This is a genomic window from Pseudidiomarina piscicola (genome assembly GCF_902806985.1).
GTDB lineage: Bacteria > Pseudomonadota > Gammaproteobacteria > Enterobacterales > Alteromonadaceae > Pseudidiomarina > Pseudidiomarina piscicola.
Map to the genome: position 1 here is coordinate 735,263 of NZ_CADCXY010000001.1, position 17,330 is coordinate 752,592.

At 48.5% G+C, this 17,330-nt stretch carries 12 protein-coding genes; 4 read left to right on the forward strand and 8 right to left on the reverse strand.

Annotated elements, in window-relative coordinates; translation table 11 throughout:
• From acnD to PSI9734_RS03690, 5 genes are all read right to left on the reverse strand, one after another.
• Positions 1 to 2,595: a Fe/S-dependent 2-methylisocitrate dehydratase AcnD gene (acnD, locus tag PSI9734_RS03670; protein ID WP_173919742.1), complete on the reverse strand. Its 2,595-nt coding sequence runs from the start codon at positions 2,593 to 2,595 to the stop codon at positions 1 to 3.
• Between the two features lie 25 nt (positions 2,596 to 2,620).
• Positions 2,621 to 3,745 carry a bifunctional 2-methylcitrate synthase/citrate synthase gene (gene prpC / locus PSI9734_RS03675; RefSeq protein WP_173919743.1) on the reverse strand — a complete coding sequence of 375 codons (1,125 nt, stop codon included), beginning with the start codon at positions 3,743 to 3,745 and terminating at the stop codon, positions 2,621 to 2,623.
• A 156-nt stretch (positions 3,746 to 3,901) separates the two neighbouring features.
• Entirely contained in the window at positions 3,902 to 4,780 is an 879-nt protein-coding gene (gene prpB, locus PSI9734_RS03680; RefSeq protein ID WP_173919744.1) for a methylisocitrate lyase, read from the reverse strand.
• Positions 4,777 to 5,445 carry a GntR family transcriptional regulator gene (locus PSI9734_RS03685; RefSeq protein WP_173919976.1) on the reverse strand — a complete coding sequence of 223 codons (669 nt, stop codon included), beginning with the start codon at positions 5,443 to 5,445 and terminating at the stop codon, positions 4,777 to 4,779. Before PSI9734_RS03685 ends, prpB begins: the two co-directional genes overlap by 4 nt.
• A 185-nt stretch (positions 5,446 to 5,630) precedes the next feature.
• The gene (locus PSI9734_RS03690) at positions 5,631 to 6,125 is read right to left on the reverse strand and encodes a fasciclin domain-containing protein (protein WP_173919977.1); all 495 of its coding nucleotides are present in this window, start codon (positions 6,123 to 6,125) and stop codon (positions 5,631 to 5,633) included.
• Between the two features lie 195 nt (positions 6,126 to 6,320).
• Here PSI9734_RS03690 and PSI9734_RS03695 point away from each other — a divergent pair, with 195 nt between their 5' ends.
• From PSI9734_RS03695 to PSI9734_RS03705, 3 genes are read left to right on the forward strand one after another with little or no spacing between them, the layout of a single operon-like run.
• Entirely contained in the window at positions 6,321 to 6,917 is a 597-nt protein-coding gene (locus tag PSI9734_RS03695) for a YceI family protein (protein ID WP_173919745.1), read from the forward strand.
• Positions 6,907 to 7,374 carry a GNAT family N-acetyltransferase gene (locus PSI9734_RS03700; RefSeq protein WP_173919746.1) on the forward strand — a complete coding sequence of 156 codons (468 nt, stop codon included), beginning with the start codon at positions 6,907 to 6,909 and terminating at the stop codon, positions 7,372 to 7,374. Before PSI9734_RS03695 ends, PSI9734_RS03700 begins: the two co-directional genes overlap by 11 nt.
• A 53-nt stretch (positions 7,375 to 7,427) precedes the next feature.
• The gene (locus PSI9734_RS03705; protein ID WP_173919747.1) at positions 7,428 to 10,934 is read left to right on the forward strand and encodes an EAL domain-containing protein; all 3,507 of its coding nucleotides are present in this window, start codon (positions 7,428 to 7,430) and stop codon (positions 10,932 to 10,934) included.
• Here PSI9734_RS03705 and PSI9734_RS03710 read toward each other — a convergent pair.
• Positions 10,918 to 12,951: a BCCT family transporter gene (locus PSI9734_RS03710; protein WP_173919748.1), complete on the reverse strand. Its 2,034-nt coding sequence runs from the start codon at positions 12,949 to 12,951 to the stop codon at positions 10,918 to 10,920. The two genes, PSI9734_RS03705 and PSI9734_RS03710, sit on opposite strands and share 17 nt — an antisense overlap.
• A gap of 125 nt (positions 12,952 to 13,076) precedes the next feature.
• Here PSI9734_RS03710 and PSI9734_RS03715 point away from each other — a divergent pair, with 125 nt between their 5' ends.
• Complete coding sequence (locus tag PSI9734_RS03715) at positions 13,077 to 14,447, forward strand: SLC13 family permease (protein WP_173919749.1); 1,371 nt, start codon at positions 13,077 to 13,079, stop codon at positions 14,445 to 14,447.
• Positions 14,448 to 14,478: 31 nt separating this feature from the next.
• Here PSI9734_RS03715 and PSI9734_RS03720 read toward each other — a convergent pair whose 3' ends face one another.
• Both PSI9734_RS03720 and PSI9734_RS03725 read right to left on the reverse strand, forming a co-directional pair.
• Entirely contained in the window at positions 14,479 to 15,834 is a 1,356-nt protein-coding gene (locus PSI9734_RS03720; protein WP_173919750.1) for an MBL fold metallo-hydrolase RNA specificity domain-containing protein, read from the reverse strand.
• A 28-nt stretch (positions 15,835 to 15,862) separates the two neighbouring features.
• A complete protein-coding gene (locus tag PSI9734_RS03725) occupies positions 15,863 to 17,329 on the reverse strand; it encodes a phospholipase D family protein (RefSeq protein WP_217420744.1) in 1,467 nt (488 codons plus the stop codon).
• Position 17,330 lies beyond the last annotated feature (1 nt).

Consider the following 17,330-nt stretch of genomic DNA (forward strand, 5'->3'; position numbering starts at 1 on the left):
TTAGCTTGCCTCAGCTTCTAGAAAGTCTTGGGCAAAGCGTTGTAGCACACCACCAGCTTCGTAAATCGATTGTTCTTCTGCAGTATCTAGACGACATTTCACGGCGACTTCAAACACTTCATCACCACGATGAATCAGCAACGTCATCATCGCACCTGGCGCTATCGCTCCTTTGACGTCGAACGTTTCGGTACCATCAATACCTAAGGTCTCGCGTGTCGTACCTGCTTCAAACTCCAGCGGTAATACCCCCATACCAATTAAGTTGGTACGGTGAATACGTTCAAAGCCTTCTGCTACGATACACTCGACGCCCGCTAAACGGACCCCTTTCGCAGCCCAGTCTCGTGAAGAGCCTTGACCGTAGTCTGCGCCCGCAATAATGATTAACGGTTGCTTGCGTTCCATGTAGGTTTCAATCGCTTCCCACATACGCATTACTTCACCTTCAGGCTCAACACGAGCATACGAGCCCTGTACCACGTCACCTTTTTCATCACGAACCATTTCGTTAAACAGTTTCGGATTCGCAAACGTCGCTCGCTGTGCGGTCAAGTGATCACCGCGATGGGTTGCGTAAGAGTTAAAGTCTTCCTCGGGCACACCCATTTTTGCTAAGTACTCACCGGCAGCGCTTGAAGCCATAATGGCGTTCGAAGGTGACAGGTGATCGGTGGTGATGTTATCGCCTAACACTGCCAGTGCACGCATGCCTTTGAGTTGGTTCTCAGAGGCAAATGATCCTTCCCAATACGGCGGACGACGAATGTAGGTACTCATCTCACGCCAATCGTAGAGTGGATCTGTTTTGTCGCCGTAGTCCACGGATAAACTAAACATCGGATCATAGACGGTGCGGAATTGTTCTGGCTTCACAGAGCTTTTAACGATCGCATCGATTTCTTCATCACTTGGCCAAATGTCTTTCAGAGTAACGGCGTTGCCCTGCTCGTCATAACCAAGAGCATCTTTTTCGATGTCAAAACGCATGGTTCCAGCAATTGCATAGGCCACCACCAACGGCGGTGAGGCAAGGAAGGCTTGCTTGGCGTACGGATGAATGCGGCCGTCAAAATTTCGGTTGCCTGACAATACAGCGGTTGAATAAAGATCGCGGTCAATAATTTCCTGCTGGATTTTCGGGTCCAAGGCGCCGCTCATACCGTTACAGGTTGTACATGCAAAGGCCACCACACCAAAACCAAGTTGTTCTAATTCCGGTAATAGCTCGGCTTCTTCGAGATACATTTTAACGGTCTTCGAGCCCGGTGCCAGTGATGATTTCACCCAGGGTTTACGAGTTAAACCAAGCTTATTGGCGTTGCGTGCGATCAAACCTGCGGCAATCATATTGCGTGGGTTGCTGGTATTCGTACAACTGGTAATTGCGGCAATAATACACGCCCCATCAGGCATCAAACCTTCTTCATTTTCTACTTTGCCTGAAATACCACGTTGCGCCAGTTCCGACGAGGGTAAGAGTGCATGCGGGTTCGAAGGTCCAGCCAAGTTACGTTGAACTTTACTAAGGTCAAACGTCAAAATTCGGCCATACTCAGCAGTCTTAAGGCTATCGGCCCATAAGCCCGTTTCTTTGGCAAATTGCTCAACCAATTGTACTTGCTCGTCTTCACGGCCAGTAATCTTCAAATAGTCGATGGTTTGTTCATCAATGTAGAACATGGCTGCGGTGGCGCCATACTCTGGCGTCATATTTGAAATCGTTGCACGGTCACCGACCGTTAGAGCATCCGCTCCCTCACCATAGAACTCCAAGTAAGCACCGACCACGCGTTCTTTACGTAAGAACTCAGTCAATGCCAGTACCATATCTGTGCTGGTAATGCCTGGCTGTAATTTCCCGCGCAGCTCAACCCCAACGATATCCGGTAAGCGCATGTAGGACGCGCGGCCCAGCATGACACTCTCAGCCTCTAAGCCACCAACACCGACCGAGATCACGCCCAACGCATCAACCATTGGTGTATGGCTATCGGTACCTACGCAGGTATCTGGAAATGCCACACCATCGCGTACTTGCACAACCGGCGACATCTTCTCTAAGTTAATTTGATGCATGATGCCATTACCTGGCGGAATTACATCAACGTTCTTAAAAGCGGTCTTGGTCCAGTTAATAAAGTGAAAGCGGTCATCGTTGCGACGGTCTTCAATTTGGCGGTTCTTCTCGAACGCATCTTTCTCAAAACCAGCGTGCTCGACGGCCAACGAGTGATCGACGATCAACTGCGTTGGTACCACAGGGTTAACCTTTGCCGGATCGCCGCCCTTGGCGGCAATGGCGTCACGTAGCCCAGCCAAGTCGACCAACGCCGTTTGACCTAGAATGTCATGGCACACAACGCGTGCTGGATACCACGGGAAATCAAGGTCTTTCTTACGATAGATCAATTGGCTTAAGGCATCTGTTAGTTGCGCCGGCTCACACCGACGCACTAAGTTTTCGGCCAAAATCCGTGAGGTATACGGCAGCTTGGCATAGGCACCGGGCTCAATGTCCTCGACCGCTTTACGCGTGTCATAGTACATCAAAGAGGTACCCGCTAACTGCGTACGATACGCTTCGTTATACATCAACAAACTCCTATTCGATTGGCCTTTAGCGTTCGTCAATTGCAGGTACTGGACGCGGTTCTGGTCCAATATAGTCAGCACTTGGACGAATAATACGGTTATTTTCCCGTTGCTCTTTCACGTGCGCGGTCCAACCGGTGACACGCGACATCACGAAGATCGGCGTAAATAGCTTGGTTGGAATGCCCATGAAGTGATAGGCAGAAGCATGGAAAAAGTCAGCATTTGGGAACAATTTCTTTTCACGCCACATGACTTCTTCACAACGCACCGATACATCGTATAAACGGCTGTCGCCATTTTCTTCAGCGAGCTTCTCTGACCATGCTTTGATGATATCGTTACGCGGATCAAACTCACGATAAACCGCATGCCCAAAGCCCATAATTTTTTCTTTACGTTCAAGCATACCCATCAGCGTTTGCTCAGCGTCATCGGCATCTTTCATGTCTTCGATGAGCTCCATCGCAGCTTCGTTGGCACCGCCATGTAATGGCCCACGTAATGAACCTATAGCGCCCGTCACACAAGAGAAAATATCAGACAAGGTTGACGCACAAACACGTGCGGTAAAAGTCGACGCATTGAATTCATGCTCGGCATACAAAATTAGCGAGGTATTCATCACATCAGCATGCAACTGAGATGGCTTTTTACCATGCAACAGCTCGAGAAAGTGCGCACCAATCGAGTCTGCGTCTGTGACTGTTTCAATACGCTTATTGTTGTGACTGAAGTGGTACCAATACAACAGCATGCTTGGGAATGCTGCTAACAGGCGTTCAATTTTGTCGTCGGCGTGGCTGAAGTCTGCCTCTGGCTCAATGTTACCCAAAAATGAACAACCGGTACGCATGACATCCATCGGATGCGCATCAGCAGGAATACGCTCGAGTACGTCTTTTAATTCTTGTGGCAGGCCGCGTAATTTTGCTAAACGCCCCTTGTAAGCAGCTAAAGCATCTGCTTTTGGCAACTCACCGTGCGCCAAAAGGTATGCAACTTCTTCAAAGCTCACTTTCTCAGCCAGTTCTTTTATGTCATAGCCAGAGTAAGTTAAGCCAGAACCACTTTTACCAACGGTGCATAATTTTGTTTCACCGGCGACTTGTCCGCGCAATCCTGCGCCACCTAATTTCTTATCTACCATCTTTAACTCCTTAGATTAAATCGAAATGCGTTCTTCGTACGCTTCGCTGTTCGTCACTCGTCCGCTGCGCTGCTCGTTAACCCCGAATCGCGAATGATATGAGCGTACGAACAGAGAGGCAAAGCCGACCGTACGAATAACGGAAAACGCTTTTTTTTACTTGTTAAACAATGCGTCGAGTTTTTGTTCGAACGCGTGATAATTCAAAAAGTCATATAACTCCGCACGCGTTTGCATCGTGTCGACCACTTCTTTTTGATCGCCATTGGCTAAAATATTTTGGTAAACATTTAATGCAGCTTTGTTCATCGCGCGGAACGCACTTAGCGGGTAAAGCACCATCTCTACCCCAACATCACCCAGCTCTTGTTTATTAAATAGTGGCGTTGCACCAAACTCGGTAATGTTAGCAAGAACCGGTACATTTAGCGCTTTCGTGAAGGCGTCATATTGCTCAAGGGTATGCACCGCTTCGGCAAAAATAGCGTCAGCGCCTGCATCAGCGCACGCTTGTGCACGTTCAATTGCGGCCTCAAGACCTTCTTGTTGCAGTGCATCGGTACGCGCCATAATTAAAAACTGATCGTCAGTGCGCGCATCTACCGCGGCTTTCACACGGTCAACCATTTCACCTTGGGTGACGATTTCTTTGTTCGGTCGATGGCCACAACGTTTTTGCGCTACCTGGTCTTCAATATGGAAACCCGCTGCACCGGCTCGCGTCATTTCTTTTACGGTGCGCGAAATATTAAATGCCCCACCCCAGCCAGTATCGGCATCGACCAACAAAGGTAGGTCGGTGGCACCAGTGATCCGACGAATGTCTTCACACACATCGTTTAACGAGGTCATACCAAGATCTGGCAGACCAAAAGAGGCATTGGCCACACCGGCACCAGATAAATACAAAGCTTTATGGCCTACTTTTTCCGCCATCATCGCCGTGTACGCATTAATTGTGCCGACGATTTGCAATGGGCTTTCAGTTTGAATCGCTTGGCGCAATTTAGCGCCAGCGCTGCTTACGTGTGTCATGCTTGGTCCTTTTCGCTTGCAAGTTGTTGTTCAATATTGCGGCGTGATGCACTTATATGGCGACGCATCAGCAAATCCGCAAGTTCCCCATCACGATTCGCAATGGCATTAAGAATAGCTTTGTGCTCATCGAAGGCACGCGACACCCGCGGTCCATTCATTCCCATTTGAACTCGGTACATGCGCACCAAATAGTAGAGTTCGTCACAAAGCATGTTAATAAGGTAAGAATTTTTACTACCGAGGATCACTCGGTAATGGAAGTCGAGATCACCCGCTTCTTGATAATAGCTTTCTCCTTCACGCACCCGTTGACTGGAAAGGTGCTGATCGAGAAGGGCTGCCAACTCATTAATTTCTTCAATAGGCATCTGTTCGGCGGCAAGCCGACAAGCTAAACCTTCGAGTTCTTCGCGAATTTGGTATAAAGAGATGAGTCCTGCGGGCGTTAACGTCACCACTCGCGCTCCGGCATTCGGCGTACGCTCAATTAAATGGCACCGTTCAAGCCGCGCTAACGCCTCACGCAGCGGCGCTCGGCTTACATCAAAGCGTTTGGCCAATTCGGGTTCGCTTATTTTACTACCAGCCGCAATATCACCCTCAACGATGGCCCGCTGTATTTCATAAAGAACGCGGTCAGAAGCGGTAATAGCTTGACGCATGATGCTCGGATGCTTGGTCACAGACTTAACCTTCGGTTACATCGACGACTGTCGACAGTCATGAAGAATTGCAACTGATTTTACAAGCTAAGAAGGGTTATTTCAATGTGGTATAACGAATATTGTCGACAAAAATGGCACCCTCCGTCGAAACAGGCGGTGCCATTTGAACTAAAACTTGACTCTTAACGCATTGATGGAGGTAAAATTACCGCGTCGATAACGTGAATGACACCATTGGACGCCTTAATATCCGCGGCAACCACGTTCGCACCAGCAACATTCACACCATTGGTTGCGTCGATGGCTACTTCCTCGCCTTGCACTGTTGCTGTCGACAATTCCTTTCCAGCGATATCACCACTCATGACTTTTGCTCCCAGTACATGATAGGTCAACACGGCCTGCAACTGACCTTTGTTTTCTGGTTTGAGTAACATCTCAAGCGTACCTTCAGGTAACGCGGCAAAAGCATCGTTGGTAGGTGCAAAAACCGTAAACGGCCCCTCTCCTTTCAACGTTTCTACTAAGTCAGCAGCTTTCACTGCCGCAACTAAAGTCGAAAATTGCCCATCTGCGGCAGCGATAGCGACAATGTCCTTTTTCATACCGTGATTGTGTGCGGCCGCTGACATCGACATAGCGGCAACCAACAAAGCACTTGCTAACCATTTACCCATTGAAACGATATTTAACATGACAAACTCCTCAGTAATTTAAATTAGTAGACTGACTTTTAGTTGTTCGATGTGTTTTACGTTTAACTGTACAAAAAAGGTTCACTTTGACCGTGCATCTTAATGACACTCATTATTATCGGGGCAATTATGGTATGCTGTGGCTAACTAATTAATCACTGAATGCGAGGTCTATTTATGTTGAAGACGCTGTTTTGTACGTCATTGGTCGCTTTGCTTCTTACCTTTGGTAGCCTGTCACCGGTGCGAGCTGACACTTGGCAGCTCGACCCGGAGCAATCGAACCTAAACTTCGTATCCGTTAAAAATGATTTTACCGCGGAAACACATACCTTTAATCAACTCAACGGTGAATTAAAGGGCGAGAAACTGCGGATTTCAATTCCGGTAGCAAGTTTAGACACGTCCATTGCTATCCGTAATGAACGCATGCTGGAACATCTATTTTCGGCTAATGAGTTTGCAACGGTGAGTGCCACCGCGGACGTACCGGCGACAATTTACAGAGCCGCCAGCGCGACAGTTTCGGTGCCAGCAGTGATTCCATTAACCGTTACTATTGCCGGCCAAACCGCGCAGTTAGATGCTAACGTGCAGATCACGCGACTAAGCACGGACCGTTTGCGAGCAACCACAACACAACCACTACTGATCAACAGTCGTCAGTTCCAACTCGCTGAAGGTATTAACAAACTACGTGAAATTGCGGGTCTTGAGCGAATTGATTACGTAATACCTGTCACCTTTAGCGTGCAGTTTGACCGTGTCCATTAATTCGTCGAAGTGGTCGTTCGGTGCTGCCAAAGCTGAGCATTTAGCAGCACTCACTACTATCGAAACTGAGCACTACGCTAGTGAAGGGTATCCCGAGCCGCTGTTTTATCAAGCACTGCACCAATGGCCCGAGTTGCTGCAGGTTGCCTACTGTAACGATCAGCCTGCTGCTTACATCATGGGCGCACCCGCAACTGAGCATGACACTGTTTGGTTGATGTCGGTGTTAGTCAGCAACGACTACCGAGGGCAAGGTGTTGGTAAAAAGTTGATGAAACACTGGCTCGGCTGTGTCGAGAAGCTCACTTTTAGCACCATTAAGTTGACCGTAGACCCGACGAACACGCAAGCGATTCAACTCTATCAAGCGCTTGACTTTGTTGAGTTAGATTTACAAAAAGACTACTTAGGGCCGGGGCAACATCGCTTGCTAATGCAACGCCAAGCATTGACCTAGGCAGTCGTTTCCCACATAGTGGGCGGGTGGCTTAAAAAATAACAATAAAACCTATGATTCATCGTCGTAGCTTCGCGCTGTCTTTGGTTAACGTAACGCTTTATGTAACCATTAGCGCGACCTTCTTATTCGGCTTACTCGGGCTGGCATATAATATTTATGCGCAGCCTGAAAGTGCGTTCGAAAGAGTGATCTCAACCACCTCGGCGTTGGTCGCCATCGCTACGGCGTTAGCGCTGATGGGGCTCTCTGCGAAGCGGCGAGTGCTACAAGTTAGCTTCGCATTCGTGGTTTTTCTTGCGGCCTTACACAGCCTTATTGTCAATTTATCGCTCGCGCCGCTGCTTTACTTAGACTTCCTCAAGGCGATTGACGCTTACTTCTATCCGCCTGTTGCTTTAACCTTTTTGCTTTTAGGCATCACCTTAATGCTGAACCCGCGCGAGTCGCTACAACGCCGCTGGATGCGTTCGTTTGCTCTATTCCTGGTGATATTAGCGTTGGGTGCGATGGGGTTGCACTTCGTCGATAACGGTTTTGCTTATCTTGGCCCGCATCCGCCAGTAACGACACTGGCTGCAATTTGTGTGCTGCTCATAGGTATTTCACTCTTTCTTAGTAGTTCAAGTCGCATACTGTTATTCCCGCTTAATAAAAACTCAGCCGCTTGGATAACACTCTGCTTCGTTGCCATTATTTGTACGTCATGGTTTAGCTTGAGCTTAAATCAAATCAAAACCATACGTGCTGATGCTATCAGCACTATTGAAAAGGTAGCCACCGCGCGCCAGCAAACCATTCAGGTAAATATTCAAATTCTCAATCGCTTGCGTGAACGCTGGGATTATCTCGACGTTTCGCCAACCTCAGAGTTTGCAAAGTTTGACGTGGAAACCTACTTGCGTGACATACCTCACTACCTTGGTATTCAACTGGTCGATAGCCAAGGTCGACCGCAGTGGCAATTGCAAAGCGAGCGTGATGCTAATTATCTGAGCCACCTGAATCATACCGAAGTGCAACACTGGCTGACATCAACACCGACTGATATTTCCATGTTGTTACCCAAAGCAGAGTTTCTTCAACAAGGCCGGCCCGTTGGCCTGATGCTGATGCCGGTAGGTTACGAGGCTGACCGTGGCTTTTATCTATTAGTTGCCTTCGATTTAAAGCGCTTGATTAGTCCTGAAACAAGGTTACTACCCGACTATTTGAAAGTTTATGTAGCGCTCGATGACACCCATGTCATTAGCTTTGATCAAAGCAAGCCCAGCTCATCACGCGAATTGCAGATAGCTCATCAACAACTTGATATTCCCTATGGTGAACCACTAGAGCTATCGATTAGCCTTTATAGCTTTTCAGAGCTCGCTAATGCTTCAAATTTACGCATGGTAACGGCCACTATAGGTTTTCTATTTTGCATCGCGTTTTTAGCCTCAGCACAGCAAAATGCCATGTTACGCAAGCATGCACGACGCCTCAACCGAGTGCGTTCACAGTTGCAAAGTCAACAAAAGCAGCTAAAACTGAATGAACAACAATACCGCTCGCTTTTTACCTATCACCCCGATGCCGTCTTTTCCTTGGACCGCGACGGTCTTCTCACCAGTGCCAACGAAGCCGTTTTAAATATTTTAGAGATCGATATCGAGCAAACTCTAGGAGCGCACTTCAGCGCATTTATTTATCCTGCGGACCGAGTACGGGCTCAACAGTATATGGATATCGCCTTAAACGGTGAATCAGCACGTTACGACTTAAGAGTCTTTGGTCGTGACGGCGAGCTTTTACACATTGATATTACGAATTTGCCGATCAAAATAGATAACCAAGTGACCGGTGTATTTGGTATTGCCAAAGACATTACTGCGCAAAAACAACAAGATGAACAACTAAATGTCCTCAAGCGCAGTATTAATGTAAGCACCAATGGCATTATTATTTCCGATGCCACGGACCCAACAAGCCCAGTCATCTACAGTAACGAAGCCTTCTGCCAGATGACTGGCTACCAAACGGACGATATTATCGGTAAGTCTTGCGACTTTTTAATTGGCGCAGAGACTGCGCCCGAAACCGTTGAAAAGGTTCGTACTGCGTTAGCTGAACGTACCGAGTGTAAAGTTGATGTACTTCATTACCGCCGTGACGGTAGCAGTTTTTGGGATGCTTTACAGTTGACTCCCGTCGCCGATAGTGCCGGAGTGATTAGCCACTTTATCGGCGTCCATCAAGATGTCTCAGAGCACATCAAAAGCCAGCAACTACTTGCAACTCAGGCTGAGCATGATGCCCTAACAAACATTCTTAATCGTCACGCTTTTGAACACCGACTTAGTGCAGAGCTTGAACAAAGCGAAACCGCAGAACAAACCTCTCAACCGTGGGCCGTATTATTTATTGACCTTGATGGGTTTAAGCCGATCAATGAAGCCATGGGGCTAGAAGCCGGCGACGACATATTGCAACAGGTTGCACGACGTTTAGGTGATTTTGCCAATGACAGCTCCATTATCGCTCGCTTTGGTGGTGATGAGTTTGTGTTTGCCAGCCGTTATACCCATCGTTCAGAGCTTGAAGCCTTTGGCCAACGGCTGCTCGAAACATTAGCAGAACCCTATCCTGTCGCGCAGCAAAAGGTTTATTTAACGGCGAGTATCGGAATATCTTGCTTCTGCCGAGCCCAAACTCAAGCGACAGACCTCATCCAACAGGCCGATATGGCTATGTCGATGGCGAAACGTCAGGGCCGTAACCACATCTTTTTCTATCAAACAGAAACGGCCCATCAACAGCGTTTAGATGTCAATTTAAGAAATCAGTTTCAGCAGGCTATCGAACAGCAATCTCTGCAGCTGTTTTATCAGCCTATTGTTGAATTACAGAGCGGCCAAGTAGTCGCTGTTGAAGCCCTTATGCGTTGGCAACTAGCTGACGGTAGCTTTGTTTCGCCCGCACGTTTTATTCCTATGGCGGAGACCACCGGACAGATTATCCCGGCGAGTCAATGGGCCTTTAAGCAGGCCTGTAAGGACTTGCGTATATTGCAGCAACACCAGAGTAACTTGCGGATGTCGGTGAACCTGTCGGTGCTGCAGTTCGGTCGTGCGAATTTCTTCGAGCAAATCACCTCGACCATCGAAGCCTACGAGCTTGCCAATAGCGATATAGAACTGGAGCTAACCGAGAGCATCTTAATGGACGATAGCAGCCATGCTATTGCTTTAATCCAGCGTTTTCGTGAAGCTGGTTTATCCGTTTCAATTGATGACTTTGGCACCGGCTTTTCTAGTTTGAGTTATTTAAATAAACTGCCAGTCAACAAGCTTAAAATTGATCGGGCCTTCATTTCTGAAATTATCACTAAACAAAGTGATGAAGCCATTGTGCGCGGCGTTCTGGCAATGGCCAAACGTCTGAATATGACTGTCGTTGCGGAAGGTATTGAGCACTCGGAACAAGCGGTTCATTTGGCGGGAATGGATTGCGACTATGGGCAAGGCTACTACTTCGCCAAGCCCATGTCGCTTGCAGAAATGATTAAGTTTCTGACTTAAGGTCCTCATCATGTTGTTGCAAGTCCCACGGCAAGCTGCCTGGTGAAATATGCATAAACTGCAGATAGTTTTCAAACTGGTTGATAATATCGTTGATGATATCTCCAGGCTCATAACCGTATAGGTCGTAGGCCTGTCCGCCTTGACGTAAGAAAACCTCAGCGCGGTAGTATTGTTTATCACCACTGTTACCGACTAGGGCGAAGCCAGGGCGTTGATACGACCGCATCCGCACTTCGTAGTTAAACTCCATTTCACCTTCTGTATGCACGGTTAAGATCGAGCGTATATTTTCTGCATCAAATTCCGTATGCGTGTCCCACCCGTGTTCCTTGAGTTCCTTGCCAACATCTTGCAGGCATTCTACGACAGTATGCTCGATAAATTCTCGCACCTGCTGTTGGGCTGGGTAATCAACGACACCGGCAAGGCGTTTTTTCCAGTAGCTAGGGCCCGCGTGGACACCTCTGCGATGGGTTCGCATGGCACTTTTCAAACTGGCGTACTGATGCCCCTCTATCACTAATGCTCGCCACATACCAAAGGCTGCGAGTAACAAAATGAAAGCAAAGGGCAAGGCACTTGCTATCGAAGCTGTTTGCAGAGCACTTAAGCCACCGGCAATCAACAGAACTCCTGCAACGACACCTTCTGAACTCGCCCAAAAAATACGCTGCCAGACCGGGGTGTCGGTATGTCCGCCCGAGGCTAACGAGTCAATCACCAAGGAACCGGAGTCTGACGAGGTAACAAAGAAAGTCACAATCAGTAGCACCGTGACAAAAGACAATATACTGGTGAGTGGTAAGTTCTCGTAGAGCTTAAACAATGCAATGGCTTCGTTCTCTTGCACCTGCCCTATTAAGGTGGTGTAGCCTTCATTCATGATCATATTCAAGGCCGTATCACCAAACACACTAAACCAGAAGAAAGTGAACATGGTCGGCACAAACATTACCCCAAAGACAAACTGGCGGATAGTGCGACCACGGCTGATTTTAGCAATGAAGAGACCGACAAAGGGCGCCCATGCGATCGTCCAGCCGAAGATAAAGAGTGTCCAGTTCCCGATCCAGTCACTACGGGTGTAGGCTTGCAAATTGAACGTCCGTTCAACAATGTTATTTAAATAAGCACCCGTGTTTTGTAGATAGGTTTCAAGAATATGAACCGTTGGCCCAGCAAAGAATACAAACAGTAAGATAAACATCACAAGAGCCATGTTTAGGTAGGATAAACGTTTGATTCCTTTATCGAGCCCAGCTACCACCGACATAATGGCGAATAGCGTTATTACCGCGATTGCAATAACCTGCACCATGGTTCCTACGGGAATATCTGGCCATAAATAATTTAGCCCTGTATTAATTTGTATCACCGATAGCCCCAAAGTGGTGGCGATACCAAACATGGTTCCTAAAATCGCAAAGGTATCGACCACATGCCCTGCCACTCCATGTATTTTCTCACCAATAATGGGGTACAAGGTCGAACGCATTGATAGCGGTAAACCATGTCGAAAAGAAAAATAGGCTAGAACCAAACCAACCAAGCCGTAGATGGCCCAGATATGGAAGCCCCAGTGGAAATAAGCAATTTGCATTGCCTGTTTTGCCGACCCCACCGTTTCTGCGGCTCCCGCGGGAGGACTTGAATAGTGCAATACCGGCTCAGCAACACCAAAGAACAACAGCGCGATGCCGTAGCCTGCGGAAAACAACATAGCGAACCACGCTAGAAAGCTATATTCCGGTTCAGCATGATCGGGGCCCAATTTGATGCGTCCCCACTTGGATATCGCAACACTGACAATAAACACCAGGAAAATTGCGACTGCCAGCATATAAAACCAGCCGAAGTCGGCTGTGATCCACGCCAAAACATCACTAAATACTTCCCCCGCAAGCTCCGGATTACTTAAGGTTCCGATCACCAATAAGGCAATCACAGCTACTGCCGGAAAGAACACCGGTGCGAGAATAGCTGAATTCCATTTTTTCTTTTTGGCTTCTGACATCAGCGACTCCTTTTTTAAATAGACCCGTTAACCCTATGCGCTTGCGCTTAAAATTTCAAATAAGACAATTATTTGCTAGTCTAAATTCAACTCCCCTGACCGGATAACTTTAAAAGATACCTCCGATGCAAAAATGGCATTTAGCGTTAGCGCCACTAGCGGCTTTAACCGTTTATTTATTGGCTCAGTCCATCGCCGGATTTTCTCATGCGCCAGCATGGACTCTCGCAACCACCGTTTGGGTGGCTTGGTGGTGGATCACTGAAGCGCTTCCTTTACCCGCTTCATCGCTCTTGCCCTTTGTATTGCTGCCATTAGGTGCCGTTACCCCACTCAACGAGGTCTCAAGCGCTTTAGGCAACCCAATTATTTGGCTGTTTATGGCAGCTTTTATGTTGGCTAAGGCGGTGGAGCTAAGCGGCGTTCATCGACGACTTGCGTTAACTTTAGTGCACTCGATTGGCAATGGTCATGGCAAACGTATGTTATTTGCCTTTATGCTTGCCACCGCTTTGTTATCTATGTGGATTTCAAATACCGCAGCAGTACTTGCACTATTGCCCGTTGCCTTAGCTTTGGCTGACGCCTGTGATGATGCTCACTTTCAGCGTGCCTTGCTGCTCGGACTTGCCTACTCTGCATCAATCGGCGGCGTCGCGACGTTAGTAGGAACACCCCCTAACTTGATCTTTGCATCGGTCTACGAAGCAAGTATAGGCAGCCCCTTCGGGTTTACAGAATGGTTTGCCATTGGGCTTCCGTTAGTGGTGGTAAGCCTGCCCATAATGGCCTGGTGGTTAGCACGTAAGGTTTCAACTAACATCGAACTACATATTGACACGCCCGGACCTATGCAGAGCGCCGAAAAACGTGTACTGCTGGTTTTTGGCATAGTGGTGGCTCTGTGGATCACCCGTACCACACCTTTCGGTGGTTGGGCGGCATGGACCGGCTTCACCTACCTTGGTGACGCAAGTATCGCAATTGCCGGAGTTATTGCGATGTTCATTATTAGAGATAATCGCGGCAAGCAATTACTCACCTGGACTCAAGCAAGTCAAATACCCTGGGGTATATTACTCCTCTTCGCCGGCGGTATTGCCTTGGCCCAAGGGTTTATTAGTAGTGGTTTAAGCGTGTTGATTGGCGACGCTCTCAGCGGACTACGAGGGCTTCCCATTTGGCTTCTGGTCTTTTGTTTAACCATCAGTGTGTCGTTTCTCACCGAAGTCACTTCAAACACCGCTACGGCGACGCTACTGATGCCGATTATGGCCGCTGCAGCGGTTGCACTCGAAGTGCCCCCAGCCCTACTGATGATACCGGCAACCATCGCCTGTAGCTCGGCATTTTGTATGCCTGTCGCCACCCCACCCAATTCGATTGTGTTTTCTTCAGAACGCATTACCGTTAAAGAGATGGCACGGGAAGGATTGGTACTTAATGTTTTATTGGCTGTTATTACCACGGCTGTCGTCATGCTGCTAGTTGCCTAATGCCTAAACCGGAAGTAGCCAACCCTAACCACTAAAAGTGTAAAACCTGCCGGTAACCCGCAATATGTACCTCGTAACGGGTCTTCTGTTTGAGATAATCCGACATTGCTTCTAATGCATCGGGTTCACCGTGAACCAGATAGATTTTAGTCTTGTCGGTTAATGCCGAGTCTCGTAACCATTGTTCCAGTTCGCAATAATCCGCGTGTCCGGATAACCCATCGAGCTGGCGAACTTTGGCTTTTACTGGCAGCCACCGCCCATGAACTTTGATCCGTTCAACCCCCTGCACCATTTTAGCACCTCGGGTTCCCCCGGCCTGGTGCCCACTAAATAAAACGGTACTCCGATAATCACCGAGCCAGTGTTTAAAGTGATGCAGTATTCTTCCGCCTGTTGCCATGCCACTGCCAGCAATAATGATATGGGGCGCCCGTTGGGAAGCGATCTGCTTAGATGCCTCGACACCCTGGGTATAGATAATAGTTTGTTCAAATTCACTGCACTGGGCATTGGTTAAGCGATGGTACGCATGCTGCTGGTGATAAACATCAGACACACGGATAGCCATCGGGCTATCTAAGAAAATCGGTAGCCGCGGTATTCTGCCTTCATTCATCATCGAAACAAGCATATGCTGCAGAAGCTGCGCGCGCCCTACAGCAAAACTAGGGATCATCAGCACCCCGCCTGCGGCCGCTGTTTCGTTCACTACATCTGCGAGCTGCTGCCACGGGTCTTCATCATCATGGCGACGGTCGCCATAGGTCGACTCTAACAGCAAGTAATCGACCTCTGGAAGTGGCTTTGGCGGACGCATAAGAATATCGTTAGGACGCCCCACATCACCACTAAAACCAATGCGCACGCCGTTGTGTTCGGCAATTATCGAGGCCGCCCCGACGATATGTCCAACCGGTTGCAAGCGCAACTCGATATCCCCGACCCGAAATACTTGCTCGAACTCAACCCCCTGCATAAGACGCAATGCTTCTTCGGCTGTTGCTTCATCGTAGAGTGGTTGCGGATCGGTATGGCGACTTAAGCCGTGCTTCTTATAAAACTTTGCGTCTTCTTCTTGAATACGGCCACTGTCGGGCCATAAAATTTGGCATAAGCCAAGGGTGCCATAATGCGTATAAACTGGGCCCCGAAAGCCATGTTTATAAAGTACTGGGGTGAAGCCAGAATGATCAAGATGGGCATGGGTCAGAACAATCGCATCGACATTCTCAATGGCCAGCGGCAAAGGTTGGCGGTTACGTTTACGCAACCACTTGTAGCCCTGAAAGAGCCCGCAGTCGATCAATACTCTGGTAGTGTCGGTCTCTAACAGGTATTTGGAGCCTGTGACGGTTTCACTTCCGCCTAAAAACGTTAAGCGCATGGGCCCTCCCCCTGCTGTGGATCCGTAGCTACAATAGTCGCTCGATGGGTAAACGTTCAAGAATCCGCACTGCTAAACGCCGCCAAATGGAAGCTCCAGGCTCTGAGCGGTAATAGGTCCGCTGCTTTCCTAAACGTTCTACCCAAACCACCTTATTCTTTATTAGACGTAATTGATAGGCATAATGGGGCAATGTTTGTACAATGGCCTGTTCAATTTTCAGCGCCAGATCTCGACTATGCATGACAAAACCTAACTCCGTATTAATTGCCGCCGAACGTGGATCAAAGTTCAATGAGCCGACAAAAACGCGGGTTAAGTCCACCATAAATGTCTTTGCATGTAAGCTCGACGCCGAGCTACCAAACCGCTCTTTACCTTTCAATCGTTGACGTCGTTCCTTTCGCTGTTGCCGCCGCGCCAAAGGTGATAATTTTTGCAGCTCAAAAAGTTGAATGCCATGGCGTAGCAACTTGCGGCGCCACTTTGCATAGCCGGCATGAACGACCGCAACATCGGTTGCGGCTAACGAGTTGGTGAGAATGATGATCTGAACCCCCCGTTTCGCCATGGCGATAAGCTCTTTCACCCCGTTTTTGGTCGGCACAAAATAAGGCGACACCAAGGTGACATGTGATTGTGGCGTTCCTATCGCCTGCTGCAGTTGGTGTGGAATCATTTGTTGCGGTCTGGCGCGGCCCAGTGCTTTGGCCGGTGAGTCACTCACTAACTGAGTTTCCGACCAATAGACTTTTATCTCCTGGCGTTGTAGTTGCTGCACAAAGGGCAGCTCATCGATAGCCTTAACATAGGCCTGCGCCTTGGGATTCTGTTTATACCGCGCGGCAACTTGCTTGAGTGCAGATAATTCTTGCGGCTTTGTTAGGGTAAAAAGCTTATCCAGCGGTACTGCCGAGGTTGACGTCCAGTAGCGTTCAAAGTCATTCTGCACTGCCTCAACCACGGGGCCGATTAATAAAGCATCAAGGTCGGCAAAGAGAATATCGCTGGTGGCACCAAAATATTCATCACCGATATTGCGGCCCCCGCTAATAACCACGCTACCATCGGCAATGAAGCATTTATTGTGCATCCGGCGATTCACACGTCGGAAGTCAAACAGATAATTTAGAAACCGCGGCCGTCTTAATTTCAACGGATTAAATAAACGAACTTCGATATTCGGATGTTGCTGAAGCCCAATCAGCAAGGCATCTAACCCCGCAGTATTATGGTCATCAAGCAACAGGCGCACCTTAACGCCGCGGTCTGCCGCTTCATGCAACTCTTCAAACAACAAGGTACCGGTGATGTCTTTGCGCCAAATATAATATTGTAGGTCGAGTTGATATTCCGCTTGCCGTGCAAGCGTCACTCGAGCCGCAAATGCTTCGCGCGCATCAACCAGAGGGACTGTTCCGCTATGGCCTTGATGCTCAGCTTGCAAAGGCGCGACTGCTTGCGCTAACCGTCCTTGTGCCTTTCCATCTTTCACC

Coding starts and splice junctions, on each gene's coding strand:
- acnD (WP_173919742.1), bottom strand. CDS start 2,595: ATGTATAACGAAGCGTATCGTACGCAGTTAGCGGGTACCTCTTTGATG.
- prpC (WP_173919743.1), bottom strand. CDS start 3,745: ATGGTAGATAAGAAATTAGGTGGCGCAGGATTGCGCGGACAAGTCGCC.
- prpB (WP_173919744.1), bottom strand. CDS start 4,780: ATGACACACGTAAGCAGCGCTGGCGCTAAATTGCGCCAAGCGATTCAA.
- PSI9734_RS03685 (WP_173919976.1), bottom strand. CDS start 5,445: ATGCGTCAAGCTATTACCGCTTCTGACCGCGTTCTTTATGAAATACAG.
- PSI9734_RS03690 (WP_173919977.1), bottom strand. CDS start 6,125: ATGGGTAAATGGTTAGCAAGTGCTTTGTTGGTTGCCGCTATGTCGATG.
- PSI9734_RS03695 (WP_173919745.1), top strand. CDS start 6,321: ATGTTGAAGACGCTGTTTTGTACGTCATTGGTCGCTTTGCTTCTTACC.
- PSI9734_RS03705 (WP_173919747.1), top strand. CDS start 7,428: ATGATTCATCGTCGTAGCTTCGCGCTGTCTTTGGTTAACGTAACGCTT.
- PSI9734_RS03710 (WP_173919748.1), bottom strand. CDS start 12,951: ATGTCAGAAGCCAAAAAGAAAAAATGGAATTCAGCTATTCTCGCACCG.
- PSI9734_RS03715 (WP_173919749.1), top strand. CDS start 13,077: ATGCAAAAATGGCATTTAGCGTTAGCGCCACTAGCGGCTTTAACCGTT.
- PSI9734_RS03720 (WP_173919750.1), bottom strand. CDS start 15,834: ATGCGCTTAACGTTTTTAGGCGGAAGTGAAACCGTCACAGGCTCCAAA.